The organism is Clostridium sp. D5 (assembly GCF_000190355.1).
GTDB lineage: Bacteria > Bacillota > Clostridia > Lachnospirales > Lachnospiraceae > Faecalicatena > Faecalicatena fissicatena_A.
Map to the genome: position 1 here is coordinate 14,512 of NZ_GL870812.1, position 26,052 is coordinate 40,563.

Annotated in this window: 23 protein-coding genes and 2 pseudogenes; 22 read left to right on the forward strand and 3 right to left on the reverse strand. The window is 49.3% G+C overall.

Annotation, left to right across the window (positions count from 1 at the left end; genetic code table 11):
- Nucleotide 1 precedes the first annotated feature (1 nt).
- Nucleotides 2–217 carry a transposon-transfer assisting family protein gene (locus HMPREF0240_RS10265; protein ID WP_002576226.1) on the forward strand — a complete coding sequence of 72 codons (216 nt, stop codon included), beginning with the start codon at nucleotides 2–4 and terminating at the stop codon, nucleotides 215–217.
- A 96-nt stretch (nucleotides 218–313) separates the two neighbouring features.
- On the opposite strand, the gene HMPREF0240_RS24320 is transcribed toward HMPREF0240_RS10265, so the two are convergent.
- Nucleotides 314–1,081: a hypothetical protein gene (locus HMPREF0240_RS24320; RefSeq protein ID WP_009003372.1), complete on the reverse strand. Its 768-nt coding sequence runs from the start codon at nucleotides 1,079–1,081 to the stop codon at nucleotides 314–316.
- On the opposite strand from HMPREF0240_RS24320, the gene HMPREF0240_RS24325 reads away from it, so the two are divergent.
- The 19 genes and pseudogenes from HMPREF0240_RS24325 (at nucleotide 1,068) to HMPREF0240_RS10355 (ending at nucleotide 22,101) form a co-directional block, all read left to right on the forward strand.
- Nucleotides 1,068–1,424 carry a TnpV protein gene (locus tag HMPREF0240_RS24325; RefSeq protein ID WP_009003371.1) on the forward strand — a complete coding sequence of 119 codons (357 nt, stop codon included), beginning with the start codon at nucleotides 1,068–1,070 and terminating at the stop codon, nucleotides 1,422–1,424. The genes HMPREF0240_RS24320 and HMPREF0240_RS24325 overlap by 14 nt on opposite strands.
- A 41-nt stretch (nucleotides 1,425–1,465) precedes the next feature.
- A complete protein-coding gene (locus HMPREF0240_RS24985; protein ID WP_347462589.1) occupies nucleotides 1,466–8,278 on the forward strand; it encodes an SNF2-related protein in 6,813 nt (2,270 codons plus the stop codon).
- Complete coding sequence (locus HMPREF0240_RS10280) at nucleotides 8,259–8,633, forward strand: TnpV protein (protein WP_001129922.1); 375 nt, start codon at nucleotides 8,259–8,261, stop codon at nucleotides 8,631–8,633. The genes HMPREF0240_RS24985 and HMPREF0240_RS10280 overlap by 20 nt, the downstream gene beginning before the upstream one ends.
- A gap of 366 nt (nucleotides 8,634–8,999) precedes the next feature.
- Entirely contained in the window at nucleotides 9,000–10,919 is a 1,920-nt protein-coding gene (gene tet(O) / locus HMPREF0240_RS10285; protein WP_000691758.1) for a tetracycline resistance ribosomal protection protein Tet(O), read from the forward strand.
- Nucleotides 10,920–10,970: 51 nt separating this feature from the next.
- Nucleotides 10,971–11,144 (forward strand): cysteine-rich KTR domain-containing protein, encoded by a 174-nt coding sequence (locus tag HMPREF0240_RS23900; protein ID WP_002779755.1) that lies wholly within the window; start codon nucleotides 10,971–10,973, stop codon nucleotides 11,142–11,144.
- A 490-nt stretch (nucleotides 11,145–11,634) separates the two neighbouring features.
- Entirely contained in the window at nucleotides 11,635–12,144 is a 510-nt protein-coding gene (locus HMPREF0240_RS10290; RefSeq protein WP_105116765.1) for a sigma-70 family RNA polymerase sigma factor, read from the forward strand.
- A 94-nt stretch (nucleotides 12,145–12,238) separates the two neighbouring features.
- Nucleotides 12,239–12,664 carry a sigma-70 family RNA polymerase sigma factor gene (locus tag HMPREF0240_RS10295; RefSeq protein ID WP_000323895.1) on the forward strand — a complete coding sequence of 142 codons (426 nt, stop codon included), beginning with the start codon at nucleotides 12,239–12,241 and terminating at the stop codon, nucleotides 12,662–12,664.
- An 83-nt stretch (nucleotides 12,665–12,747) separates the two neighbouring features.
- Nucleotides 12,748–13,222, forward strand: a pseudogene (locus HMPREF0240_RS24335) (sigma-70 family RNA polymerase sigma factor).
- Between the two features lie 154 nt (nucleotides 13,223–13,376).
- Nucleotides 13,377–14,402, forward strand: a complete 1,026-nt coding sequence (locus tag HMPREF0240_RS10305; RefSeq protein ID WP_001170964.1) for an AAA family ATPase — start codon at nucleotides 13,377–13,379, stop codon at nucleotides 14,400–14,402.
- A gap of 524 nt (nucleotides 14,403–14,926) precedes the next feature.
- A complete protein-coding gene (gene mobV / locus HMPREF0240_RS10310) occupies nucleotides 14,927–15,892 on the forward strand; it encodes a MobV family relaxase (RefSeq protein ID WP_001820668.1) in 966 nt (321 codons plus the stop codon).
- 8 nt (nucleotides 15,893–15,900) lie between these two features.
- On the forward strand, nucleotides 15,901–16,755 hold the full coding sequence (locus HMPREF0240_RS10315) for a ParB/RepB/Spo0J family partition protein (RefSeq protein ID WP_000743700.1): 855 nt from the start codon (nucleotides 15,901–15,903) through the stop codon (nucleotides 16,753–16,755).
- Between the two features lie 45 nt (nucleotides 16,756–16,800).
- Nucleotides 16,801–17,031 (forward strand): PC4/YdbC family ssDNA-binding protein, encoded by a 231-nt coding sequence (locus HMPREF0240_RS10320; protein WP_001206986.1) that lies wholly within the window; start codon nucleotides 16,801–16,803, stop codon nucleotides 17,029–17,031.
- 71 nt (nucleotides 17,032–17,102) lie between these two features.
- On the forward strand, nucleotides 17,103–17,294 hold the full coding sequence (locus HMPREF0240_RS10325) for a hypothetical protein (protein WP_001820669.1): 192 nt from the start codon (nucleotides 17,103–17,105) through the stop codon (nucleotides 17,292–17,294).
- A 54-nt stretch (nucleotides 17,295–17,348) separates the two neighbouring features.
- Entirely contained in the window at nucleotides 17,349–19,205 is a 1,857-nt protein-coding gene (locus tag HMPREF0240_RS10330) for a recombinase family protein (protein ID WP_001820670.1), read from the forward strand.
- Nucleotides 19,204–20,190 (forward strand): annotated as a pseudogene (locus HMPREF0240_RS10335) (helicase SNF2); the annotation flags it as partial. The gene HMPREF0240_RS10330 and the pseudogene HMPREF0240_RS10335, both read left to right, overlap by 2 nt.
- A gap of 1 nt (nucleotide 20,191) precedes the next feature.
- Nucleotides 20,192–21,010, forward strand: coding sequence for a DUF3849 domain-containing protein (locus HMPREF0240_RS10340; protein WP_009003375.1), 819 nt, complete (start codon nucleotides 20,192–20,194; stop codon nucleotides 21,008–21,010).
- A gap of 2 nt (nucleotides 21,011–21,012) precedes the next feature.
- On the forward strand, nucleotides 21,013–21,351 hold the full coding sequence (gene mobC, locus HMPREF0240_RS10345) for a plasmid mobilization relaxosome protein MobC (RefSeq protein WP_009003376.1): 339 nt from the start codon (nucleotides 21,013–21,015) through the stop codon (nucleotides 21,349–21,351).
- A gap of 151 nt (nucleotides 21,352–21,502) precedes the next feature.
- A complete protein-coding gene (locus HMPREF0240_RS10350) occupies nucleotides 21,503–21,805 on the forward strand; it encodes a hypothetical protein (RefSeq protein ID WP_009003378.1) in 303 nt (100 codons plus the stop codon).
- On the forward strand, nucleotides 21,802–22,101 hold the full coding sequence (locus HMPREF0240_RS10355; RefSeq protein WP_008817075.1) for a CD1845 family protein: 300 nt from the start codon (nucleotides 21,802–21,804) through the stop codon (nucleotides 22,099–22,101). Before HMPREF0240_RS10350 ends, HMPREF0240_RS10355 begins: the two co-directional genes overlap by 4 nt.
- A 74-nt stretch (nucleotides 22,102–22,175) precedes the next feature.
- Here the strand turns inward: HMPREF0240_RS10355 and HMPREF0240_RS10360 are convergent, their stop codons facing one another.
- Nucleotides 22,176–23,588, reverse strand: a complete 1,413-nt coding sequence (locus tag HMPREF0240_RS10360; protein WP_009003379.1) for an ATP-binding protein — start codon at nucleotides 23,586–23,588, stop codon at nucleotides 22,176–22,178.
- Nucleotides 23,589–23,714: 126 nt separating this feature from the next.
- Here HMPREF0240_RS10360 and HMPREF0240_RS10365 point away from each other — a divergent pair, with 126 nt between their 5' ends.
- Nucleotides 23,715–25,127 carry a relaxase/mobilization nuclease domain-containing protein gene (locus HMPREF0240_RS10365; protein WP_035313060.1) on the forward strand — a complete coding sequence of 471 codons (1,413 nt, stop codon included), beginning with the start codon at nucleotides 23,715–23,717 and terminating at the stop codon, nucleotides 25,125–25,127.
- Nucleotides 25,128–25,349: 222 nt separating this feature from the next.
- On the opposite strand, the gene HMPREF0240_RS10370 is transcribed toward HMPREF0240_RS10365, so the two are convergent.
- Nucleotides 25,350–25,706: a helix-turn-helix transcriptional regulator gene (locus HMPREF0240_RS10370; protein ID WP_009003382.1), complete on the reverse strand. Its 357-nt coding sequence runs from the start codon at nucleotides 25,704–25,706 to the stop codon at nucleotides 25,350–25,352.
- Between the two features lie 171 nt (nucleotides 25,707–25,877).
- Between HMPREF0240_RS10370 and HMPREF0240_RS10375 the strand changes: the two genes are divergently transcribed.
- Nucleotides 25,878–26,051 (forward strand): helix-turn-helix domain-containing protein, encoded by a 174-nt coding sequence (locus HMPREF0240_RS10375; RefSeq protein ID WP_002576203.1) that lies wholly within the window; start codon nucleotides 25,878–25,880, stop codon nucleotides 26,049–26,051.
- Nucleotide 26,052: the final 1 nt, after the last annotated feature.

The window sequence follows — 26,052 nt, forward strand, 5'->3', positions numbered from 1 at the left end:
TATGGGAAACTTTACTTTTGAGGAAATGAACCTGATGTGCATTTACAATACCGGTAGCCGCACCGGATTGATCGACAGCCTGCGTGAGATGCGCGGCGAGCTGGCCCCGGAGGAAACCGAGCTGCGGGAGTTGACAGACAGCGCACTGGGCAAGCTCCAGGCCATGAGTGATGCCGAGTTTGCCGAGCTGGAGTTGTATCCGGATTTTGACCAGTAAACACTATAATCGCAGGGATGGGGTGGCAATATGCCACCCCACCTTTTTACCCCAAAACTGAAAGGAGGACAGAACACTATGCCAACCAAAGCTGAACTATATGCACAGATGGCGGAGAAGGTAACAACGCAGCTCACGGGGAGCTGGCAGGAATGGGCAGGGTTTCTCACCACTGCTTCCCGCCTTTACAAGTACCCGTTCCATGAGCAGTTGATGATCTACGCCCAGCGCCCGGACGCTACCGCCTGTGCAGAGTACGATTTGTGGAATGAAAAGATGGGCCGGTATGTAAGGCGCGGCTCCAAGGGAATCGCTCTGGTGGACGATTCCGGGGACAGACCCCGCCTGCGCTATGTTTTTGATATTTCCGACACCGGAACCCGTGAACATTCCCGCACTCCCTGGCTGTGGCAGCTGGAGGAGCGCCATCTGGATTCCGTGCAGGTCATGCTGGAGCGCACCTATGATGTTTCCGGTGATGACCTTGCCGGACAGCTCACCGAGGTAGCCGGAAAACTGGCTGAGGAATACTGGACGGAGCATCAGCAGGACTTCTTCTATATCGTTGACGGTTCCTTTTTGGAGGAATATGATGAGTTTAACATCGGAGTACAGTTCAAGGCAGCAGCCACCGTCAGTATCACTTACGCTTTGATGTCCCGCTGTGGACTGGAGCCGGAACGCTACTTCGACCACGAAGATTTCATGGCGATCTTTGATTTCAATACTCCGGCAACCATCGGAGCGCTGGGAACAGCGGTCAGCCAGATCAACCAGCAGGTGCTGCGGCAGATCGGCGTTACCGTCCGAAATGCAGAGCGCGAAGCCAACCAAGAAAGGAGCAAACAAGATGAACAATCCCATGACCTATATCCAGAACGGAGACTATCTGATTCCCGACCTGAAGCTGAGCCAGCAGCCGGAGAAACCCTTGGGCAAGTACGGAAGGATGAGGAAAACCTACCTGAAGGAACACCGTCCCATCCTCTACAACCAGATGCTGCTGAGCGAGAAGCTGTACCCGCACCTTCTGGAGATCGACGAGACCGCCCAGAGCAGACTGGAGCAGATGATGCCCCAGCTGGCGAAGGAAGCGGGAGCCACCGAGGACCTGAAAGCCAGCGATCCCATGAAGTGGGTGGGGCTGATGAACACCTGCAAAGCTCAGGCCGAGGAGATCCTGATGGCGGAGCTTATCAACAGCTGACTCTAAACCTGTTCCTCTCCGAAGCGGAACAGATCCAATCCATAGATGAAGCAGAGAATGTAGCGCATACATCCTCTGCTTTTTCTTTTACCCAAAATGACATCGACCATGTGCTGCGTTTGGGCGGCAATACAGACCGTCAAAGGGAGCGTGTGGTTGCAGCCTTTGAAAAGCAGAAAACCACCGCTGAGATTGCCGAGATACTGAAAACGCTGTACCACGGCGGCAATGGCCTTGGCAGTGTGAGCGCATGGTATGCCGAGGATGGTATCCATCTTTCCCATGGGAAGTCTGTCCGTTATGACAGGTCTGCCCAGGTCATTTCCTGGGAGAGTGCCGCAGAGCGTATCGGGGAGCTTTTGGAAAGTGGTCAGTTTGCCTCCAATGTGGAGCTTGCAGAAGCGGCAGGCTATGAACGCTCCCTCCTCTCGGAAAAGCTCTGGCATCTGTATCACGATCTCAGTGAGGACGCAAGAAAAGGCGGATATTTGTCCTGCCTGTCAGAGATCAAAGGCAATGGTTTCCCGGAGGAGACCCGCCGCCTGATGGAGCAGCTGAGTGAACCGGCTTTCCGCCAGACCCTCAAGGAAGAATACGCCGCCTTCTGGACTGCCTATCAGCAGGACCGTGACCTGTTGCGTTTTCACTATCATAGACCGAGGGAGATCTGGGAGAACCTGAAGGACCTTGACCTGCCCCGCAGGACCTTTTCTTCAGAGCTTTCCCAAGTGCCAACCGTCCAGCACTTTATTACTGAGGATGAGATCGACGCCGCCATGACCGGCGGAAGCAGTTTCGCCGGAGGAAAAGGCCGTATCTATGCGTTCTTCATGGAAAACCATACGGATAAGGAAAAAGTGAGATTCCTCAAAGACGAGTATGGCATTGGCGGACGCTCTCATGCCCTGTCCGGCGCAACACACAGCGGCGAAGATCACGACGGGAAAGGGTTGCACTATAAAAAGCAGGACTGCCCGGATGTTCACTTGAACTGGGAAAAGGTTGCCAAGCGCATTACCTCTCTTGTCCAGAAAGGCCGCTATCTTACCGAACAGGAACAGGCGCAGTATGACAAAATCCAGGCTGAAAAGGAATTGGCAGAAGAAGATGCCATCCAAGCCCAGCAGCCGGAGGTGGAGGAAGAAACGCCAAAGCCTACCCTTCGGGAGCAGTTTGAGCAGTATAAGACTGTGGCGACTGCCGCCATTTCCGAGGATGCCGCATACCGCAATGCCTGCGGGCATTCTGACCGTGAAAATGTTGTCATCGAGGGCAATGCCGCTGTGCGCCGTGCGGTCCTTGGTTCTAAGGATATGGAGCTGATTCGCCTCTATTCGGATGTGCCGGAGTTCCGCCAGCGTCTGCACCGGGAAGTGATCGACGAAACCTATCCAAAGCTCCATGAACTTCTGCGCCCTCTTTCTCAGGAAGATATTGATACTGCCATTTGTGCATGGAACGGCAATATCGAGAGTAAACACGCTGTTATCCGCTATATGAAAGACCATGCAAGAGAAAAAGATACCGCCGCATGGCTGGCTCAGGAATACGGCGGCAGTAACAGCAACAGCCTGTTCGTTGTCCGTGCCGGCAGCCCGGAGGAAACGCAGCTGCCCTGGCCGAAGGTACAGCGCAGGCTTGCCCAGCTCATTCAGGAGGACCGGTTCTATACCGAAGAAGAACAGAACCGTTTTGACGACATCGACCCAATCGCCATCCGGGAAGCTCTGGAAGAAAGAGGGATCGTCAACGGACAGGTGACAGACCCGGAAAAACTGGACAATGCCCCGTTTATCCAACAGGTGATGTCAGATGCAGAGCAGATCGCAGATGCCGAGACAGAGCAGACTTCCGAAGTTTCCATTTCCGATGAGGAATATGACGCAGTTCGCCGCCCAGTTCCGCAAAGAACCTCCTATGACCCAGCCGCCCCGGTCTATGCCGTGGGCGATACCGTGTATATCGAGGATGACGCCTATCAGATCACCGAGCTGCGGGAGGACACCGTACAGCTTCTGCCCACCGGGATGGTATATCCCATCTACCGGGCAGAGCGCAAAGAACAGTTCGAGCAGCTGCTTCGGGCAGACCGCCGCAATGCTTACTATACCGAGTTTCTTCCTATTGACCCGGACAAGGCAGATCAGGACTTGCGGGATGTATTGGCTCATGGACTGATGGATGAAGCGGATAAAAAGCAGATTTCCACGCTGCTGCAATCCGGCAGGAGCAACAGCGAGATCGCCTACTGGCTGAGCAGAGCCTATTCCGGTGAGATCGAGACACTGAATCTGGAGACTGGCGATATTGCCGATTACCGTACCACGGCACAGGGCATAGAGCTGGAAGTCATGGATGCAGAGGAAAAGCGTCTGGCTATGCTGTATTTCCGCTGGGATGAGGTTGCACCTTTGCTGCGCGGGATGTACGCCCGTCAGCAGGACGGTTTGGGACCGGAACAGCCCCAACCGGCTACCGAATCCCCGACCTTCCATTCCGAGACCATGGCCGTCTATCCGGGCGATAAGAACAATCTGCCTTATGATGTGGTGGTGGAACGACTGCATATCGAGGAGCCGGAGCCACCAGCGCCTGTGACAGAGCCGGAGAAAACCTTTGAGGAAGTGTTGGATGAACACCCGGTTTCCATTCAGGTCAATGGCCAGTGGCAGACTTTTCCCAATGCCAGAGCCGCCGAGGAAGCCGCTTACGGGGAATACAAGGACAACCTGCGCCGCACCGCTGAGAATTTCCGTATCACCGACGACCACCTGGGCGAAGGCGGTCCGAAAGCCAAGTTTCAGGCAAATGTCAATGCGATTCGTTTGCTGAAAGAGCTGGAAGCTGCCGGACAGCAGGCAAGCCCCGAACAGCAGGAGGTTCTTTCTCGATATGTGGGCTGGGGCAGTCTCTCTGATGCGTTTGACCCGGAGAAACCGGCATGGGCTTTAGAGTATGCTCAGCTAAAAGAGCTGCTGACCCCGGAGGAATATGCCGCCGCCAGAAGCTCTACCCTCAACGCCCATTACACCAGCCCTACGGTCATTCAGGCCATCTATGAAGCGGTGGATCGTATGGGATTTGAGACCGGAAATATTCTGGAGCCGTCTATGGGTGTGGGCAATTTCTTTGGTATGCTGCCGGAGAAAATGCGAAACAGCCGTCTGTACGGCGTGGAGCTGGACCCTGTTTCCGGGCGCATCGCAAAGCAGCTCTATCCCAAGGCGGACATCACAGTAGGCGGCTTTGAGACCACCGATAGGCGTGACTTCTTTGACCTTGCCATCGGCAATGTACCTTTCGGTCAGTATCAGGTCAATGACAAAGCCTACAACAAGCTGAATTTTAGTATTCACAACTACTTTTTCGCCAAAGCACTGGACCAGGTGCGTCCCGGCGGCGTGGTGGCTTTTGTAACCTCCCGCTACACGATGGATGCCAAGGACTCTACTGTGCGCCGGTATCTTGCTCAGCGCGCCGAGCTGCTGGGAGCTATCCGTTTGCCCAACAATGCGTTTAAGGCCAACGCGGGGACCGAGGTTGTGTCGGACATCATCTTCCTGCAAAAGCGGGACCGCCCGCTGGACATTGCACCAGAGTGGACGCAGACCGGCATTATCAGGGTTCCCGCAAAGTCGCAAGACTTTGTGGGAGAAGGAGGAGCGACGGAGCAAGCGAGCTTTTCGCCGCAAGGCGGAAACGAGCAGGCGCAGTCCGCGACGACGCAGGATGGGTTTGCCATCAACCGGTATTTTATCGGCCACCCGGAAATGGTGCTGGGCAGACAGGAACCGGAAAGCACCGCCCATGGCATGGACTACACCGTGAATCCCATTGAGGGGCTGGAGCTTGCCGATCAGCTGCATGATGCCGTGAAGTACATTCGCGGCACTTACCAGGAGGCCGAGCTGCCGGAGCTGGGTGAGGGCGAAGCTATCGACACCTCCATTCCCGCCGACCCCAATGCGAAAAATTACTCCTACACCGTTGTGGACGGCACTGTGTATTTCCGTGAAAACAGCCGCATGGTGCGCCCTGACCTGAATGCCACCGCCGAAGCTCGTGTAAAAGGGCTGGTGGGGCTGCGGGAATGTGTCCAGCAGCTCATTGATCTGCAAATGGACGCTGCCACACCGGACAGCGCCATTCAGGATAAACAGGCCGAACTGAACCGGCTCTATGACAGCTTTTCCGCAAAATATGGTCTTATCAATGACCGGGCGAACCGACTGGCCTTTGCAGACGATTCTTCCTATTACCTGCTCTGTGCGCTGGAAGTCATCGACGAGGACGGAAAGCTGGAACGCAAGGCGGATATGTTCACCAAACGGACCATCAAGCCCCATCAGGCGGTGGCTGTGGTGGATACGGCAAGTGAAGCACTGGCGGTGTCTATCTCGGAAAAAGCCTGCGTGGATATGGACTATATGAGCCAGCTTACCGGAAAAACAAAAGAAGAACTGGCCGGAGAGCTGCAAGGCGTAATCTTCCGTGTACCGGGACAGCTGGAGAAAGACGGCACACCCCATTATGTGACTGCTGATGAATACCTCTCCGGCAATGTACGCCGCAAACTGCGTCAGGCGCAACGGGCCGCACAGCAGGACCCGGTTTATGCAGTCAATGTGGAAGCTCTTACCGCCGCCCAGCCCAAAGACCTGGATGCGTCGGAGATCGAGGTGCGTCTGGGCGCTACCTGGATTGACAAGGAATATATCCAGCAGTTTATGTATGAGACCTTTAATACCCCGTTTTATCTCCAACGCAGTATCGAGGTCAACTATTCGTCCTTTACCGCTGAATGGCAGATCAAGGGAAAATCTTCTGTATCCTACAACGATGTGGCAGCTTATACCACCTATGGGACCAGCCGCGCCAACGCCTACAAGATTCTGGAGGATTCCTTAAACCTGCGGGATGTCCGCATCTATGACACCATAGAGGACGCAGACGGAAAAGAGCGCCGCGTGCTGAATGCCAAGGAGACCACCCTGGCGGCTCAAAAACAGCAGGCGATCCGGGAAGCCTTTAGGGACTGGATCTGGAGAGACCCGGAGCGCCGCCAGACTTTGGTGAGCCAGTACAACGAGGAAATGAACTCTACCCGTCCCCGTGAATATGATGGCAGCCACATCACTTTTGGAGGCATGAACCCGGCCATTACCCTGCGGGAACACCAGAAAAGCGCCATTGCCCATGTGCTGTATGGAGGAAATACCCTGTTGGCACATGAAGTAGGCGCAGGCAAAACTTTTGAAATGGTAGCTGCTTCGATGGAAGCCAAACGCCTGGGACTGTGCCAGAAATCTCTCTTTGTGGTTCCAAACCATCTGACAGAGCAGTGGGCGTCGGAGTTTCTGCGTCTCTATCCTTCCGCCAATATCTTAGTCACCACCAAAAAGGACTTTGAGACCCATAACCGAAAGAAGTTCTGCGCACGTATTGCGACGGGTGATTATGATGCCATCATCATGGGACACAGCCAGTTTGAGCGTATCCCCATCAGCCGGGAGCGTCAGGAACGGCTTCTCTATGAACAGATCGACGAGATCACTGAGGGGATTGCAGAGGTACAGGCCAGTGGCGGCGAGCGTTTTACCGTCAAACAGCTGGAGCGTACCAGAAAGTCTCTGGAAGCCAGACTGGAAAAGCTGCAAGCCGAGGGGCGAAAAGACGATGTGGTAACCTTCGAGCAGCTGGGTGTGGACCATTTGTTTGTGGACGAGGCCCACAACTATAAAAACCTGTTTCTATACACAAAAATGCGGAATGTGGCTGGTCTTTCCACATCGGACGCGCAGAAATCCTCCGATATGTTTGCCAAGTGCCGCTATATGGATGAGATCACCGGAAACCGTGGCGTGATTTTTGCCACCGGCACCCCGGTCAGCAACTCCATGACCGAGCTTTACACCATGCAGCGTTACCTTCAGTATGACCGCCTGCAAGAACTGAACATGACCCACTTCGACTGCTGGGCTTCCAGATTTGGGGAGACCGTCACAGCATTGGAGCTGGCACCGGAAGGCACCGGCTACCGGGCAAGAACGAGATTCAGCAAGTTCTTTAATCTGCCAGAGCTGATGAACCTGTTCAAAGAAGTGGCGGACATCAAGACCGCCGACCAACTGAACCTGCCCACCCCGGAGGTGGAATACCACAACATCGTGGCGCAGCCTACCGAACATCAGCAGGAAATGGTGAAGGCACTCTCTGAGCGCGCTTCCGAAGTACACAGAGGCAGTGTGGACCCGTCGGTGGATAATATGCTCAAAATCACCTCGGATGGCCGCAAGCTGGGACTGGACCAGAGGATCGTCAACCAGATGCTGCCGGATGAACCTGGCACAAAGGTCAATCAGTGCGTGGACAACATCATGCAGATCTGGCGAGATGGCAAAGCAAACAAGCTGACCCAGCTGGTGTTCTGCGACATTTCCACGCCCCAGGCAGCTCCCTCCAAAAAGGCAGCCAAACAGCTGGACAATCCGCTGCTTCACGGGTTGGAAGAAGCAATCCCACTGGATGAACCGGAGCCTGCCTTTACCATCTATGAGGACATCCGCCAGAAGCTCATCGCCCAGGGGATGCCTGCCGAGCAGATCGCCTTTATCCACGAAGCCAACACAGAGGTACGGAAAAAGGAACTGTTCTCCAAGGTCCGCACTGGGCAGGTGCGCGTCCTATTAGGCAGCACTGCCAAGATGGGCGCTGGCACCAATGTGCAGGATCGCCTTGTGGCGCTGCATGATTTGGACTGCCCGTGGCGTCCGGGAGATGTAGGACGGATTTTGCGGACATTCAAAATAAAAAAGAATGTGGAGGTAACAGACAATGGCAAAATCATTATTTGAGGAACTGGGCGGCAAATACGAAAGGCAAGGGGATTATTTGATACCGTGCTTAACTGTACCCGCCGAAGAAGAACAGGCAATAGGCATCTGGGGGCAACGGCATTTAGATTATCTAAAACAGTACCGTAAAGTTACATACACCAATCTTCTTACAAGCGGCAGGCTAAACGCCTACCTTGCCGACATCAACAGACAGGCACAGGAACGCTTTGAAAGGCTCATAGAGGGTATGAAACAGGCACAGGGCATAACGGAACAGCTAAAGGCAGAAAACGCCTTAGAATGGACAGGATGCCTCAATAACATAAGGGCTTGTGCGAGGGAGATTGTGGAAAAGGAAATTATTTTTGCATAAACAGATGATTAGTGGCAGGGGGAAATCCTGCCGCTTTTTCTGCTTTAGTTTGTCAGCTTGACAAATAAAGGGTTAAGGAATATAATTAGATTCAGTATTATACAAGGAGTTAATAAATATGCGGCAAGGTATTCTTAAATAAACTGTCAATTTGATAGTGGGAACAAAAAGTAGCAGTCCCGTTTCACTTTTAATATGGGGCTTAGTTTTTTGTACCCAGTTTAAGAATACTTTTATCATGTAATTTTATATGCCCGAAAACATATAAGTGTTTTGGGGCTATTGGAGTTATTTACCCAGTGATAGGAGTATTTATCACTGGGTATTTTTATGCCCTTTTTTGGGTGTTGATAGGAGGAAAATCACATGAAAATAATTAACTTAGGCATTCTGGCTCACGTTGACGCAGGAAAGACAACATTAACGGAAAGTTTATTGTATACCAGTGGTGCAATTGCAGAACTAGGGAGCGTAGATGAAGGCACAACAAGGACAGATACAATGAATTTGGAGCGTCAAAGGGGAATCACTATCCAGACAGCAGTGACATCTTTTCAGTGGGAGGATGTAAAAGTCAACATTATAGATACGCCAGGCCATATGGATTTTTTGGCGGAAGTATACCGTTCTTTATCCGTATTAGACGGAGCAGTATTATTAGTTTCTGCAAAGGATGGCATACAGGCACAGACCCGTATACTGTTTCATGCACTACAGATAATGAAGATTCCGACAATTTTTTTCATCAATAAAATTGACCAAGAGGGGATTGATTTGCCAATGGTATATCGGGAAATGAAAGCAAAGCTTTCTTCGGAAATTATAGTGAAGCAAAAGGTTGGGCAGCATCCCCATATAAATGTAACGGACAATGACGATATGGAACAGTGGGATGCGGTAATTATGGGAAACGATGAACTATTAGAGAAATATATGTCAGGGAAACCGTTTAAAATGTCAGAACTGGAACAGGAAGAAAACAGGAGATTCCAAAACGGAACGTTATTTCCCGTTTATCACGGAAGCGCTAAAAACAATCTGGGGATTCGGCAGCTTATAGAAGTAATTGCCAGTAAATTTTATTCATCAACGCCTGAAGGTCAATCTGAACTATGCGGGCAGGTTTTTAAGATTGAATATTCAGAGAAAAGGCGGCGTTTTGTTTATGTGCGTATATATAGCGGAACATTGCATTTGAGGGATGTTATTAGAATATCTGAAAAAGAGAAAATAAAAATCACAGAGATGTGTGTTCCGACAAACGGTGAATTATATTCATCCGATACAGCCTGCTCTGGTGATATTGTAATTTTACCAAATGATGTTTTGCAGCTAAACAGTATTTTGGGGAACGAAATACTGTTGCCGCAGAGAAAATTTATTGAAAATCCTCTCCCTATGCTCCAAACAACGATTGCAGTAAAGAAATCTGAACAGCGGGAAATATTGCTTGGGGCACTTACAGAAATTTCAGATGGCGACCCTCTTTTAAAATATTATGTGGATACTACAACGCATGAGATTATACTTTCTTTTTTGGGGAATGTGCAGATGGAAGTCATTTGTGCCATCCTTGAGGAAAAATATCATGTGGAGGCAGAAATAAAAGAGCCTACTGTTATATATATGGAAAGACCGCTTAGAAAAGCAGAATATACCATCCACATAGAAGTCCCGCCAAATCCTTTCTGGGCTTCTGTCGGGTTGTCCATAGAGCCGCTCCCTATTGGAAGCGGAGTGCAGTATGAAAGCAGAGTTTCACTTGGATATTTAAATCAATCGTTCCAAAATGCGGTTATGGAGGGGGTTCTTTATGGCTGCGAGCAGGGGCTGTATGGATGGAAAGTGACAGACTGTAAAATCTGTTTTGAATATGGATTGTATTATAGTCCTGTAAGTACCCCCGCAGACTTTCGGCTGCTTTCCCCTATCGTATTGGAGCAGGCTTTAAAAAAAGCAGGGACAGAACTATTAGAGCCATATCTCCACTTTGAAATTTATGCACCGCAGGAATATCTCTCACGGGCGTATCATGATGCTCCAAGGTATTGTGCAGATATTGTAAGTACTCAGATAAAGAATGACGAGGTCATTCTGAAAGGAGAAATCCCTGCTAGATGTATTCAAGAATACAGGAACGATTTAACTTATTTCACAAATGGGCAGGGAGTCTGCTTGACAGAGTTAAAAGGATACCAGCCAGCTATTGGTAAATTTATTTGCCAACCCCGCCGCCCGAATAGCCGTATAGATAAGGTTCGGCATATGTTCCACAAGTTAGCTTAACAGCTTGCAAAAGTCATATAAAATGAGATTTGAAAGGATTAGAGACTAATTATGATGAAATGCGAATGGATATTGTGTCCTGTTTGTGGGAGCAAAACCCGTAATAAAATTAGGAAGGACACTGTTTTGGAGAATTATCCCCTTTATTGTCCAAAATGCAGACAAGAAAGATTGATTAAAGTTGACAACTTGAAGATAACTGTCATCAAAGAGCCAGACGCTTAAGACGCAGAGCCGATGAAATTGTGGAACAATTCACGAATCATCGGCTCTTTTTGTTTCGTATTTGAAAGAACAAACTCACCAAATAAAAAAAACGATATTCGGGTGGGTTATTTTGTTATACCCTAAATTACCCTCTGAATTTGTTTTTAAATTTGGAGGGATTTTTTTATGTCCTTTTTTCGGGCAGTTATCTATCTGCTCATACGAAGCAAAATTTATCAATACATAGCATATCAGAGAACGGCAGGAAACCAGTTAAAAAAATTTCTGCCAGTGCAACGGTACTTCTCACCTTGAAAGTAGAAGTACAATCTCCATACAATAGAATTACTATTTCCTATAACCGTAAAGGTCACAGAGCCTTTGCGGTTTTTCTTTTGTCGATTTTTGTTGGAAAGTGCCGTAGGGCTGTTTCTGATATGCGGTGTCGTTCTCCGCCTCTCCATCTGGATTTTTTACATTTCAAAAATTCAGATGGGAGGTATTTATGGTGAAATATGCACCAAGAAAGGTATATATCAGAGAAAGTGGCGGCTATGTGGAATTATCCTACACGGAGTTCTGCCGTTGCAGGGAATCCGACCAGACCTATATGGACAAGCTGTTTATCCCCATTCAAGGCTGTCTGCTTGAAGTCGTGAGGGAGCAATACACAGACTTCTACCGTGACAAGGAACGGTGGCGTTATCTGCAAAAATTAGATACAAAGAATAGACTGCTATCTCTCGACGGATTTACGGACAGCGAGGGGAATCCTCTGGACTTTATCACTGATGAAGCGGTGGACATTGCAGAAACCGTTGTCAATGCGGTCATGGTGGACAGGCTGAAAGCCGCCCTGCCTTTGCTGTCGGATAGTGAACAGGAGCTGATACAGGCAATCTTTTTTGACGGACTTTCCGAGCGTGAAGTCGGGGCGAGGTTGGGCATAACCCAGAGCGTTGTAAACAAACGCAAAGCCAGAATCCTAATAAAACTAAGAAAGATAATAGAAAATTAAAATTTAAGGCGTTCAGCCCCCTTGTTTTTTCCTTTGGGAAGATGAGGGGGCTTTTCTCTGCCCTCTCAATCAATTCTGATTGGAGGAAGTAAGAATGGCATACAACCACGGACGGGAGGACAGGAAATGGCGTATCTGGAAAGAAGCGGAGGAAAAGCTGCTGCGTGAGTGCGGCGTTGATGAAGCGACCATTGAGCAGATACGCATGGCGGACAGGGCAGACTTCAATTCCAACAGGCGGTTTTACCGATGGACGAATGACGTTGCGGAATATCTTGAGGACATGGCAGGCAGGGAGCGGCAGGCGGAAGTGGGTACGGTTGCGGAGTTACTGGAAGAGATTGAGAGCGAAAATCTCTATCAAGTATTAGTCACGGTGGACGGGCGTACCTTGAAAATCGTCCTGCTGAAAATGCAGGGGTATTCCACAAAGGAGATTGCCCCGCTTGTGCATTTGACGACTGGTGCCATCTATGCGAGGTTAGACCATCTGCGGAAGAAGCTGCGGAAAATTTTATAGCTTCTAAAACAGCCTGCCATCCTGCGGGCTACTGGGTGAGGGATGGAAATCCCCTCACTCATTTTTTGCAGGAGGACAACAGGATGGCATACAGGGTTAAGGCATACACGCTTCGGGAGGAATCCACGGAAAGCGGCACAAGGTATTTTATCAGCTTTAAGGACGGGCAGGGCAAATCCCACGAGTTGGAAGTGTCGGAACAGTTCTTTATGGAGTTTCGGCAGATGGAGCGCAGGAACAGGAATCTTTTCTAATGGGACGAGCGGCACAGGGAGTTTAACGAGGTATGGGACGAAACCCTTTACAGACGGGCGTTGCGTGTGCCTAAGAGCCTTGATGAACGCATGGTTGAGGAAGAACGGAATGAAACGCTCTATAAGGCGGTTGGGAGCCTTCCAGAGATACAAAGGCGGCGTTTCCTGCTCTACTACGAGTATGAGTTCAATTTTTACCAAATCGCCGCTATGGAGCATTGCACCGCTTCGGCAATACAGAAATCTGTTGCGATTGCAAAGGAGAAAGTAAAGGCGGAAATTGAAGAAATATCTCCAACCGTGACCGACACCGCCCGAAAAAGAAATCTGTTTTTTATTTGTGTGGGATTGGCGGCATTACATACTCTCACTTTTTTCCGTGGGAGTAAATCTATTTTTAAGGAGGTCAACGCCTATGTGCAACGAAAACAAAGACACCGCCCGAAAGGAGGAAAGCCATGCAGAAGTTACAGACAGTCAACGCCGAAACGCTCCTTTATGAACCGCTTGAGAAACCATCCTTTGTGGTGGACAGCCTTATCCCGACAGGCTTATCGCTGTTCTGCGGCTCACAGAAGATAGGCAAAAGCTGGCTCATGCTGAAGCTATGCTTATGCGTGTCGCAGGGAATCCCTTTATGGGATATGCCGACAATGGAGGGCGATGTGCTTTACCTCTGCCTTGAGGACACGTTCTGCCGCATACAGGACAGGTTATTTCGTTTGACGGACGAAGCAAGCGGGCGGCTCCACTTTGCCGTGGCAAGCTGCAAGCTGTCAGACGGTCTTATCGTGCAGCTTGAAGATTATCTGAAAGATTACCCAGACAGCAGGCTCATTGTCATTGATACCTTGCAGAAAGTCCGTACAGCTTCAAAAGACAATGCCTATGCAAGCGACTATGGGGACATCTCCCTCATCAAAGACTTTGCCGACAGGCACTCTCTGGCGGTCATTGTCGTACACCACATCCGAAAGCAGAATGACAGCGACGTGTTCAACAAGGTGTCTGGGACGACAGGATTAACGGGGAGTGCGGACGCTACCTTTGTTCTGGAAAAGGAGAAACGTGCGTCTGACACCGCCAAGCTGTATGTGACGGGCAGGGACACGCCTTATCAGGAATACACGCTGCGTTTCCGTGATTGCCGTTGGGAGCTTGTGGAGCGGAAAACGCAGGAGCAGCTTGCGAAAGAAACGATACCAGATGTCCTTTTTCGGTTGGTGGATTTTATGAGGGATAAGGAAGAATGGATAGGCACGGCAACGGAACTGTTAGCCGCTATGGGGGAAACGGAAACCATACCCACGGTGATTACGAAATGGCTGAATGAATACCGCACCACATTTTTAAGCGAGAACCGTATCTGCTACCAGTACAGCCGCAGGAAAGACGGCAGGCGGATTGCCCTTGCAAGGAGGGCGGGTGACAGCGGTGATGGTGGTGACAGCGATATTAGGATACCCCCCTGTTACTGTCATTGACGCTTAAAGCCATGTAAAGCTGGCGGCTCTGCCCTGCGGGTGACAGCAGTGACGGTGGTGACAGTGATTTTAGGATACCCTGCCGCTGTCATCCCTACGGGAGAACACCCCGTAAACGCAAAATGCAGGCGTGAGATTTACTCGCCCTTTTCGGTCGTGTAAAACCACCCCTGCGGTCAGAAAAATCATTCCGATTTTTCCGACTGCGTTTACAGGGTGTAACACACTACACTTTGCCCTGCAAAGTCGTGTGCCAGACGTTCCCTCTGGACTCCCTTAAGGCAGGGCTGTGCCCTGCTATCCTACGCCTTACGGCTTCGGATAAAAGAATGGCGGCATGACGGTGACGGCTCTTGCGAGGGGGGTATCCCAAAAACACCGTCATCATCGACATGACCGTCATGCAGGGGGTGAGGGTGACAGTTGCGGCAGTCGGCAGGGGGTATCCCAAAACTGCTGTCACCACCGTCACCGCTGTCACCCCAAAGGACGGTCACCCGCCGAAAGAAAGGAGGAATCCGCCTATGCCTTATGCAATCCTGCGTTTCCAGAAACGAAAAGCGGGCGGCGTTGCGGCTTGTGAACGCCACAACGAGCGGAAGAAAGAAGCCTACAAAAGCAACCCAGATATAGATATGGAACGCTCTAAAAACAATTACCATCTCATAGCACCACCAAAGTACACCTACAAGAAAGAGATTAACCGCATGGTAGCCGAAGCGGGGTGCAGGACAAGGAAAGACAGCGTGATGATGGTGGAAACGCTCATCACAGCTTCACCAGAATTTATGAACCAGTTACCGCCCGAAGAACAAAAAGCGTATTTCCAGACGGCTCTTGACTTCATTTCGGAGCGTGTTGGAAAGCAGAATATCCTCTCCGCTGTCGTCCATATGGACGAGAGAACGCCCCATATGCACCTCTGCTTTGTGCCGATTACGCCAGACAATAAGCTGTCAGCGAAAGCTATCTTAGGCAACCAGAAATCATTATCCGAGTGGCAGACCGCCTACCATGAGCGGATGTCCTCACGGTGGAATCAGCTTGAACGGGGGCAGTCCTCAATGGAAACCAAGCGGAAACACGTCCCCACATGGCTCTATAAATTAGGCGGCAGGCTTGATAAACAGTATGAAGAAATCGTGTCTGCCCTATCCGACATCAACGCCTTTAACGCAGGGAAGAAAAGGGATAAAGCGTTAGATTTACTCTCTGCATGGCTGCCAGACGTGGAGAAATTCTCTAAGGAAATCGGGAAACAGCAGGCGTATATCGACAGTTTGAAAGAGAGAATTGGGCAGGAATCAGACTATGCGGGGCGTATGCGTGATGAAAAGTACGAGCAGGAACTAAAGGTGCAGAAAGCGAATCAGAAGATATTTGAATTGCAGAGAACCAACGAGCAGATGGGGCGGCTGCTGTCAAAAATACCGCCCGAAGTGTTGGAAGAATTGCAGAAAAATCATAGAAGCAGAGCGAAAGAAAGGTAGATATGTGAATGAAGAAACAGGATTTTAAGGTGTTAAAGACCAAAGACTTGTACCCGTTCCCCGACAATCCGTTTCATGTGGCAGAAGATGAAACACTGTCAGAGTTAGCGGAAAGCATCAAGGAATTTGGCATTGTCACGCCGATAATCACACGCCCGAAAGAGGACGGGGACGGTTATGAAGTGATTGCAGGACAGCGGCGTGTCCGTGCTTCTGAACTTGCAGGGATAAATACCGTGCCTGCGTTTGTCCTGCCCTTAGACCGTGACCGAGCCATCATCACCCTTGTAGACAGCAATTTGCAGCGTGAGAATATCCTGCCATCGGAGCGGGCGTTTGCTTACAAGATGAAATCCGAAGCCATGAAGCGGCAGGGTTTCCGCACAGACTTAACCTCGTCACAAGTTGTGACGAAGTTGCGGACGGACGACAAGGTGGCACAGGGCTTCGGCGTGGGCAGGATGACCGTGCAGCGTTTTATCCGCCTGACGGAACTGATACCGCCGATTTTGCAGATGGTGGACGAGGGGAAAATCGCCCTCACGCCTGCGGTGGAACTGTCCTTCTTGAAGAAAGACGAGCAGGAAAACCTCTTTGCCACGATGGAGAGCGAAGAAGCAACGCCCTCACTCTCACAGGCACAGCGGATGAAACAGTTAAGCCAGAGCGGGCGGCTTGACATGGATACGATATTTGCGATTATGACGGAGGAAAAGGGCAACCAGAAAGAAACCTTGAAAATCAACACAAGCAAGCTGAAAAAATACTTTCCGAAGAACACAACGCCGAAGCAGATGGAGGAAACCATCATCAAACTTTTGGAGCGTGAGTTGCAGAGGAAACGCAACCGTGACAGCCGCTAATCTTCTTTTTTCGGGAAGTAAATACAGAGAGTTGAGGTATGGAGAATGAGAGAAATCCAGTATGAAATCGTAAAGGAAATCGCAGTATTGTCTACGGGCGACAGTGGCTACACAAAGGAAATCAATCTCATTTCATGGAATGGGAAAGAGCCGAAGTATGACATCCGCAGCTTTTCCCCGAACCGTGAAAAGTGCGGCAAGGGAATCACGCTGAACGCTGATGAAGCGGCGGCACTCCTTAAAGCATTACAGAAAGAATTAAACAGCGAGGATTAATGGTATCTGATTGGCAGGGCGGGGACATTTCCAAACTCTTCCCTGCCCTGTCTGGAAAGGAAGATTTAAGTATGGGCGAGGATAAGAAAGCAGATAAAAAGAGAAAGCGTATCGTGCCAAAAGCACCAGTGCAGATGATAATCAGCCGTGAATATGTCGGCACACAGACCGTTACAGAAGCGTTTGTCCCGATTATCTCCGAGGATATTCGGAAGAAGATTGCCGAGGGCGACACCTTCGACAATGAGGGGCTGTCCGCTTAGAATGTACGCAATGGGACATGAAAACAGATAGGACAGATACGGAGGTTTTACAGTATGGCAGGAATCAAAGAAGAAAAGAAAATCTATTTAGTCGGCATTTATTGCCGCTTATCTAAAGACGATGGTACGGATAACGAGAGTGCGAGCATTGCGACACAGAAATCCATCCTCACGGATTATGTGAAAAAGCAGGGATGGCACATAGCAAAAACGTATGTGGACGATGGTTATTCTGGTACAAATTTCCAAAGACCAAGTTTCCAGAATATGATAAAAGACATTGAAAGCGGTCTGATAAACTGCGTGATTACGAAAGATTTATCCCGTCTGGGGAGAAACTATCTTGATTGTGGGTTATATCTGGAAGTTTTCTTCCCAGAGCATAACGTGAGGTATATAGCGGTCAATGACGGCGTAGATACCTTGAATAAATCTGCTATGGACATCACGCCTTTCCGCAACATTTTAAACGAAATGTATGCCGCTGACATATCTGTTAAGATAAAATCGGCATATCGGGCGAGGTTTCAACAGGGGAAATTCATGGGAACTACCGCCCCTTATGGCTATATCAAAGACCCTGCCGACCACAACCATCTGCTGATAGATGATAAAGTGGCACATGTTGTAAAAGAGATATTCGACCTTGCATTAAAAGGGAATGGAGTTGCCAAAATTTGCAGACATCTTAATAAACAGCATATCCTACGCCCTGCCGCTTATGCGGCGGAGCGTGGCGAAACAGGCTTTGAACGTCATTTTGAGGGGAACGAGGACAAACGCTATATTTGGAGTGGGAACAGCGTGAGGAGCATTTTAAGAAGCCCGATATATGCGGGAAATCTTGTAGGCTACAAACGGATTGCCGCCAATATGAAAAGCAAGAAACGCCCCTCTAAGCTGCCCGAAGAATGGGAAGTGATACCCAATACCCATGAGGGAATAGTCACGCAGGAGGAATTTGATATTGTCCAACAGCTTATTACAAGTCGTAGGCTTCCACAGAACAAGGGAGGATTTGTAAATATTTTTGCAGGCGTTATCAAGTGTGTGGACTGCGGATGTGCTCTGCGGGCAATGAACGTACACAGGAGGAAACGCCCAGAGATTATCGACTGTGTACAGTATTCATGTAATAATTATGCAAGAAACGGAAGAAGCGAGTGTAGTGCCCACAATATAGAAGCAAGGGATTTATTCAATGCCGTTCTTGCCGACATCAACTGTTTTGCGGATATGGCAGTGAATGATGAAAAGGCGGTCAGGGCCATAGAAAAGCGGCTCACGGAAACAGACCAGAGCAGGGCGAAAGCATTAGAGAAAGAACGTAAGAAGCTGAACAAACGCCTTGCGGAACTGGACAGGCTGTTTTCCTCTCTCTACGAGGATAAGGTCATGGAGCGTATTACCGAGCGGAATTTTGAGATGATGTCGGGGAAATACCAGAAAGAGCAGCTTGAAATTGAAGCAAGGCTGAAAGAGGTGACGGAAACTCTTAATGAAAGCTACGAGAAATCACGGGGAATCCGTGACTTCCTCGCCCTTATCCGAAATTATCAAGGCTTAAAAGAACTGGATGCAACAGTTATAAACGCACTCATAGACAAGATACTTGTTTCGGAGCGTGAGAAGATGGCAGACGGAACAGTGAAGCAGGAAATCAAGATTTACTATAAATTCATCGGCTTTGTCGATGAATTACATATCATACCTACAAAACGGTGGGCAGCAATGCCCGCTAAAAATTGTACGGTGTGCGGCGTTGAATATGTCCCGGGCTCTGGTGCATCAAGGTATTGTCCTGCTTGTGCCAAGAAGATACGGAGGGAGAAATCAAACGAGAGCAAACGCAGGAGCAGAGAACAGAAAAGGATAGCATGTATGAACTGTCCGCAAAAAATGACCGACTGACCTTGCCCAGCGCAAGGGCCGTATCGAGCGCCAGGGCAACCAGAATCCTCTTGTCCATGTGTACCGCTATGTCACGGAGGGAACTTTTGATGCCTACCTCTGGCAGACGGTGGAAAACAAACAGAAATTCATCAGCCAGATTATGACCTCGAAATCGCCTGTGAGAAGCTGCGATGATGTGGATGAAACGGCGCTTTCCTTTGCCGAGATCAAAGCCCTGTGCGCCGGAGATCCCCGTATCAAGGAGCGTATGGATTTGGATGTGGAGGTTGCCAAGCTGAAGCTGATGAAAGCCGACCACCAGAGCAAGCAATATCGTCTGGAGGACCAGTTGCTCAAATACTTCCCGGAGGAGATTGAAAAACACAAAGGCTTTATCAAGGGTTTTGAATCCGATCTGGAGGGTTTGGCAGCGCACCCGCACCCGGAGGACGGTTTTGCTGGTATGGAAATCCGGGGTGATCTGCTGACCGATAAGGAGAACGCCGGCGCAGCCCTTTTGGATGCCTGCAAGGAGGTCAAAACCTCCGATCCGGTGCAGATTGGCAGTTACCGGGGATTCACTATGTCGGTGGAATTTCAAGCGTGGAAACAGGAATATACGCTCCTGCTGAAAGGACAAATGACCCATCGGGCGACCCTCGGTACAGACCCGCGCGGAAATCTCACCCGCATCGACAACGCACTGGCGCAGATGCCCCAGCGTCTGGAGGCGGTCAAAAACCAGCTGGAGAACCTTTACCAGCAGCAGGCCGCTGCCAAAGAGGAAGTTGGCAAGCCGTTCCCCTTTGAGGACGATCTGCGGGTCAAGTCCGCCCGTCTGGTGGAACTGGACACCTTGCTGAACATTGACGGCAAAGGCCACACCCAGCCGGAAACCGTGGTTGCCAAGAGTGCGCGGCCCTCGGTGCTGGACAGCCTGAAACGCCCTGTGCCACCACGCAGCCTTGAAAAGAAACCAAAACAGCATGAGGAGGTGCGATAACATGAATACCAATAATCTGAATACGGTCCTTTATGAAAAGATGGCCACTGAGCAGGAAAAATATAGGGACTGGTTGAAAAGCCAGCCCCCAGAAGAAATCCTGCACCACACCTATGAGTACACCGTCCGGGAGGACATCGTGATGGCGATGGAGGAGCTGGAGCTGACCGACGCCCAGGCCCAGGCACTTTTGGAATCTTCTTCGCCGCTGGCGGATGTGTACCGCTACTTTGAAAAGCTGGAGACCGGTCACATGGATGTGATCCGGGACAGCATTGAGAGCCGTGCCGACGATGTGTGCAGAGCCAAAGAGGAACTGCGAACAATACCGGTCTATCCCCATTCAGCTGCCTATGCGAGAGAACATGGGGAGCTGGAGCAGTACCGAGCTTCCAACAATGTAAATCGCCAATGCAAGGAGTCCATTGAAGCGGCGGTGCGGGAACATTTCGATGGAATGTATCTCAGCCACGATGCGGCAAAGGGTGTGATCGAGACCTATGGCATGGAGCGTGTGTCTATGGTTCTGTCTAACACGGTCCAGCTTCAGGACTGGGATGGGCGCTACTCCCGACGCAACAAAGAATGGGCTAAGACCATTCCTAATGATAATCCCGAAACCGTCCGTTGTGGTTATGCCTTAAACAGCCACCCTGCTGTTCTGGATGGTTTTATTGATCTGGTGCGTGAAGAACAGCAGCGCAGCCGTACCCAGAGAGAAAAGCTGGAACCGTCCCGTCCCTCAGTACGGGATAAGCTCAAACAGGAACTGCCCGCCCATAAGTCTGCCGCCCCGAAAAAACGGGAGCCGGAGCGATAACCATGGCAAAGCGCAAGCGGGATGTTCCGGTTTTGTTTTGGGTGTCCGCAGAAGAACTGGAACTGATCCATCAAAAGATGCAGCAATACGGGACAGAGAATTTGAGCGCTTATCTGCGGAAAATGGCGCTGGATGGGTATGTGGTCAAGCTGGAACTGCCGGAGCTGAAGGAGTTGGTCTCCCTGATGCGCCGAAGCAGCAACAACTTGAATCAGCTGACCCGCAAAGTGCATGAGACCGGGCGGGTTTATGATGCTGACTTGGAGAATATATCCCAGCGGCAAGAACAACTGTGGGAGGGTGTGAGTCAAATCCTTACTCAGCTTTCTAAACTTTCATAACAGGGATAGATACTCCATTTGCGGAGGGAGGAACGGCGTTTCTTCGCCGCACCTCCCTCCGCTTTTTCTTTTTGGCGGTATCCTTGCCTTTTGGCTGTCCGTACCGGATAATATGAGTAGAATAAGAAGCGTAGCAAAGGAGTGAAAACAGATGCTGACCTTTGAAAAGGTGCTGGAGATTTTTGCGGATTACCTGACCGCAGACGAGACCATAGAAGTTTATGTCAGCCGCCATGGATGTGTAAGAGTTGAATTTGACCAAGATTTTCACTATTGCTCTGGCGAGGTGTGCCATACTCCCAAGGAACTGTTCGACCTCTTAGCCGATGATTACCGGACTTATCTGGAGATTGAACTGACCAAAGGAAAACGGGAAGTGACGGAAGATGATGAGAGAGAAGCGGATGCCCTGTGCAAACGGCATCTGGAGCGTTGGAAGGAGGAACAGGAATGAAGATTTTGAAATGTCTACTGATGATCGTAACTGCACCGGTCGTTTTGGTGTTGACGCTTTTTGTCTGGCTCTGCACGGGGCTGATCTACATATCCGGTCTGGTGCTTGGTCTACTAAGCACGGTAATTGCTCTGCTTGGCGTGGCTGTGCTGATTACCTATTCCCCGCAGAATGGTGTGATTTTGCTGGTTATGGCATTTTTGATTAGCCCGATGGGGCTGCCGCTGGCTGCGATCTGGCTGTTGGGAAAGGTGCAGAGTTTGAAATTTGCGATACAGGATTGGGTGTATGGGTAAATGATGTGAATATAATTTGGAATGAAAAAGAAGCAGGACAATGGGAGATGAGACCCAATGCCCTGCTTCTCTGTTTATTCGGAACGAACTGTAATATATTTTTGATTGCGACTTTTAGGTTTATCGGGAATAGTCATTTCTAATTGCCCGGATTCTAAAAGCGGATTGATATGCTTCAAAGTGAAGTTTCTTAAATCTTTGAAGCCGCAAAATACTGCAAGCTCTTTCTTGGATTTTGGTGTTGTGCAAAAAGCCAAAATCTGTTTGGATACCGTTGATAGTTCAATAACTTGGTGGGTAACTTGGTGGATAACTTGGTGGGCGTCACCCTCTAAGTTGTAGTTTACATTTTTCAAGATGACTCTGAAATCTGTTGCTGTTGAGGTAAATTCAGGCTTATATGCCGCTGTATATCCAGGTAGCTTTTCGGTTTCACTGACGATTTTGCGTAGGCCACTTCCACGGCGTTCCATGTACTTCATGCGGTGGAACAGGTCAGCAATCACAGGGTTTCGTCGCATCGAACGAATACTGTAAATATCGTATTCCTGAATTGAGCCGCCGCCAAACATACCGCCAGGAGATGTGATTTCCACCCGATCATCAAACATATCAATATGGATTTCGCTGCCAAGCACAATATAATCACGATGGATAAGCGCATTGACAAGAGCCTCTGTCACAGCTCGTTCCGCATAATCCGGCTTGTCTACCCGATACTGTGCCTCTTTGACAAAACGGACTTTGGAATTATTGCGAATAAATTCACTGCCGCTTTTCAGTAGATAAATCAGATTCCCTTCGTATTCTTTATCGTCCAATGCATCATCAAAGATAGAGCCTTTTTCCAAGCCATTCCACCGGGTACAGAACATACGAGAGTTATAAACCGTGTGCTGATCGGTCATGAGCTTTCCGGCATTGGTCAAGACCCCATTTTTGTCAGCCAAACCGAAGGAGACATAATCTGATGGCTCAAAGCGGAGACCAGTCCGTTCCAGATAGGTTGCCTCCAGAAGTGTAAAGCTGTAATCCTTTTTTACCGCATCTGTTGTTAGGGTATCAAAGGACTGATTGGTTCCCTTTAAGATCAATTCATTTACAATGTAATCCGGGGCAATTACGCTTTCATTTCCAACACGGATATATGCTTCCATCACGCCGTCTGCCTTGTAATAATATGGGGTGCTACGGCCGGGAGAAACCTCCAGAGCTAATAGATTTTTACCATCTTCCTGTAATGGTTTTAAGATAAACTGAGGTAATGGTGTGATTCGTTCTTTAATTAAGCGGCTGATCGCCTCAGCATCCTTTTGAACATCGGACAAGCCGATAGGTTTCCGGTCATCAGAGATTCCGAAAAACAGAGTGCCGCCGATTCCATTGGAAAAGGCACTGACACTTTTTAACCAGCTTTTTGGCTTTTTTATTTCGAGAGCAACTTTGAAATCACATTCTGTTGCTTCAGCAATGAGCTGTTCTATCATAGAAATCCCTCCTTTGAGGTTGGAGAATGTTCTTTTTTATTATACCCAGCGGAGAAAGTTATTGCAACGATAGAAACAAAGAGTTCAGCGAAAACAAAAATATTTATGAGAGGAGGTCCTTCTATTATGGCAACTACAAGAATCATGCCGCTTCATGTTGGCAAGGGTCGCACAGAAAGCCGGGCAATCAGTGACATCATCGACTATGTGGCAAACCCAAAGAAAACAGATAACGGCAAGCTCATTACCGGCTATGCGTGTGACAGCCGGACTGCGGATGCAGAGTTTCTTCTGGCAAAGCGGCAGTACATTGCCGCTACCGGACGGGTGCGTGGTACAGATGATGTGATTGCCTATCATGTGCGCCAGTCCTTCCGCCCCGGTGAGATTACCCCGGAAGAAGCAAACCGGCTGGGCGTAGAATTTGCAAAGCGTTTTACTAAAGGCAATCATGCCTTTGTAGTCTGCACTCACATAGACAAGTCGCACATTCATAATCACATTATCTGGTCATCGGTCAGCTTAGAATATGACCGGAAGTTCCGAAACTTTTGGGGCAGCACCAAGGCGGTTCGTCGGCTAAGTGACACCATCTGTATTGAGAATGGACTGTCCATTGTAGAGAATCCGAAACTTCACGGAAAGAGCTATAACAAATGGCTGGGCGATCAGGCCAAGCCCTCCCATCGGGAACAGCTGCGTGTGATGATTGACAACGCATTATCACAAAGTCCTGCTGACTTTGAAGAACTGCTGAAGCTGTTGCAAGAGTATGGTTGTGAAGTCTCAAACCTCGGAAAATCGTATCGACTGAAGCTCTCTGGTTGGGAGAAAGCCGCCCGCATGGACAGTCTGGGCGAAGGATATGGATTGGAAGATTTGCGGGCAGTTCTCTTAGGGAAGAAAGCACATACCCCGCGAAAGAAAACCGTCACACAGGCAGAGCCGCCGAAGGTCAATCTGCTGGTGGACATTCAGGCAAAATTGCAGGCTGGAAAAGGTGCTGGCTATGCTCGATGGGCTAAAGTTTTTAATCTGAAACAAATGGCGCAGACCATGAATTACCTGTCAGAGAACAATCTGCTGGAGTATGCGGTTTTGGAAGAAAAGGCTGCGGCTGCCACGGCACATCACAATGATCTTTCGGCGCAGATCAAAGCGGCTGAAAAGCGCATGGCAGAGATCGCTGTTCTGCGTACTCACATCGTAAATTATGCCAAGACCCGTGAGGTCTATGTGGCATACCGCAAGGCGGGTTACTCTAAGAAATTCCGGGAAGAACATGAGGAAGAAATTTTGCTCCACCAGGCTGCTAAGAATGCCTTTGATGAGATGGGAGTCAAGAAGCTTCCCAAGGTCAAAGAGTTGCAGACGGAGTACGCGAAATTGCTGGAAGAAAAGAAAAAGACCTATGCCGAGTACCGGCGTTCCCGTGAGGAAATGCGGGAGCTTTTAACGGCAAAGGCAAATGTAGATCGAGTGCTGAAAATGGAGGTAGAACAGGATGTTGAAAAAGAAAAAGACCACGGCCAGCGGTAAGCTGGTCCTGGTCAAAAGCGTTCGCAGAACGCGCAGCCACAGAATGAAATTCTGTGTTCAAAGGGGCTTGGGGGCGCTGCCCTCAACAAGCAAGCGGAGAGGAAAATCACGGAGGGATTTTCTTCTCTGCGGGCCTGTGTGTATTAACACAGGCATTGCTTGCCTCTTTTCTCCGAAAATGAAAAGAACCACTGAGAGAATCGTTAAATTTCACTCACTGGCTCAATTCGTTTCAAATTTCTCGGACAACTCTGTCAGTTCTTTCACCGTTTCCTGTGTGTGATGTAACAGGGTGTCACGCATTTCTGGCGGACAGGTGGAATAAAGCATTTTCATCTGATTGACACCTTCATCTTCCAGAGAAATATCTGGATTTATAAGCGTATCTAAAGAGATGTGCAGGACCTTTGCCAATACTCTTAAAATCAAATAAGAGGGATTCATTTTCCCCTTTTCGATATTGGCGATTTGCTTTACAGAAACATGGCTCAGATCAGATAGCTCCTGCTGTGTTAGCTCTTTATTCTTTCGGGCTTCCAGCATTTTTTGCCCTAAAGCAGTTAAATCATCAATCGGCATAATCGTTCACCTCAATAATATTGTATTGTTCCGGTTTATATGATGGAATGACCTTATTATGCCTGACAAGATGTACGATTATACCGATTTTCTTTTTTTGACAGCATGGTTGCGGGCTTGTATTCTTCGAGCAAATGAAATATAATAAAATAAATTGTTAGAGGTGTGAACATGGATTACATGACGCTCAAAGAGGCAAGCGAAAAATGGGGCGTTTCGTCCCGTCAGATAAATTATTACTGCACCGATGGACGCATCCCCGGTGCTGTCAAAATGGCCGGTGTCTGGCTGATCCCCAAGGAGGCAGAGAAGCCAAAGGACAGACGGTATAACGAAAGCAGGTGAT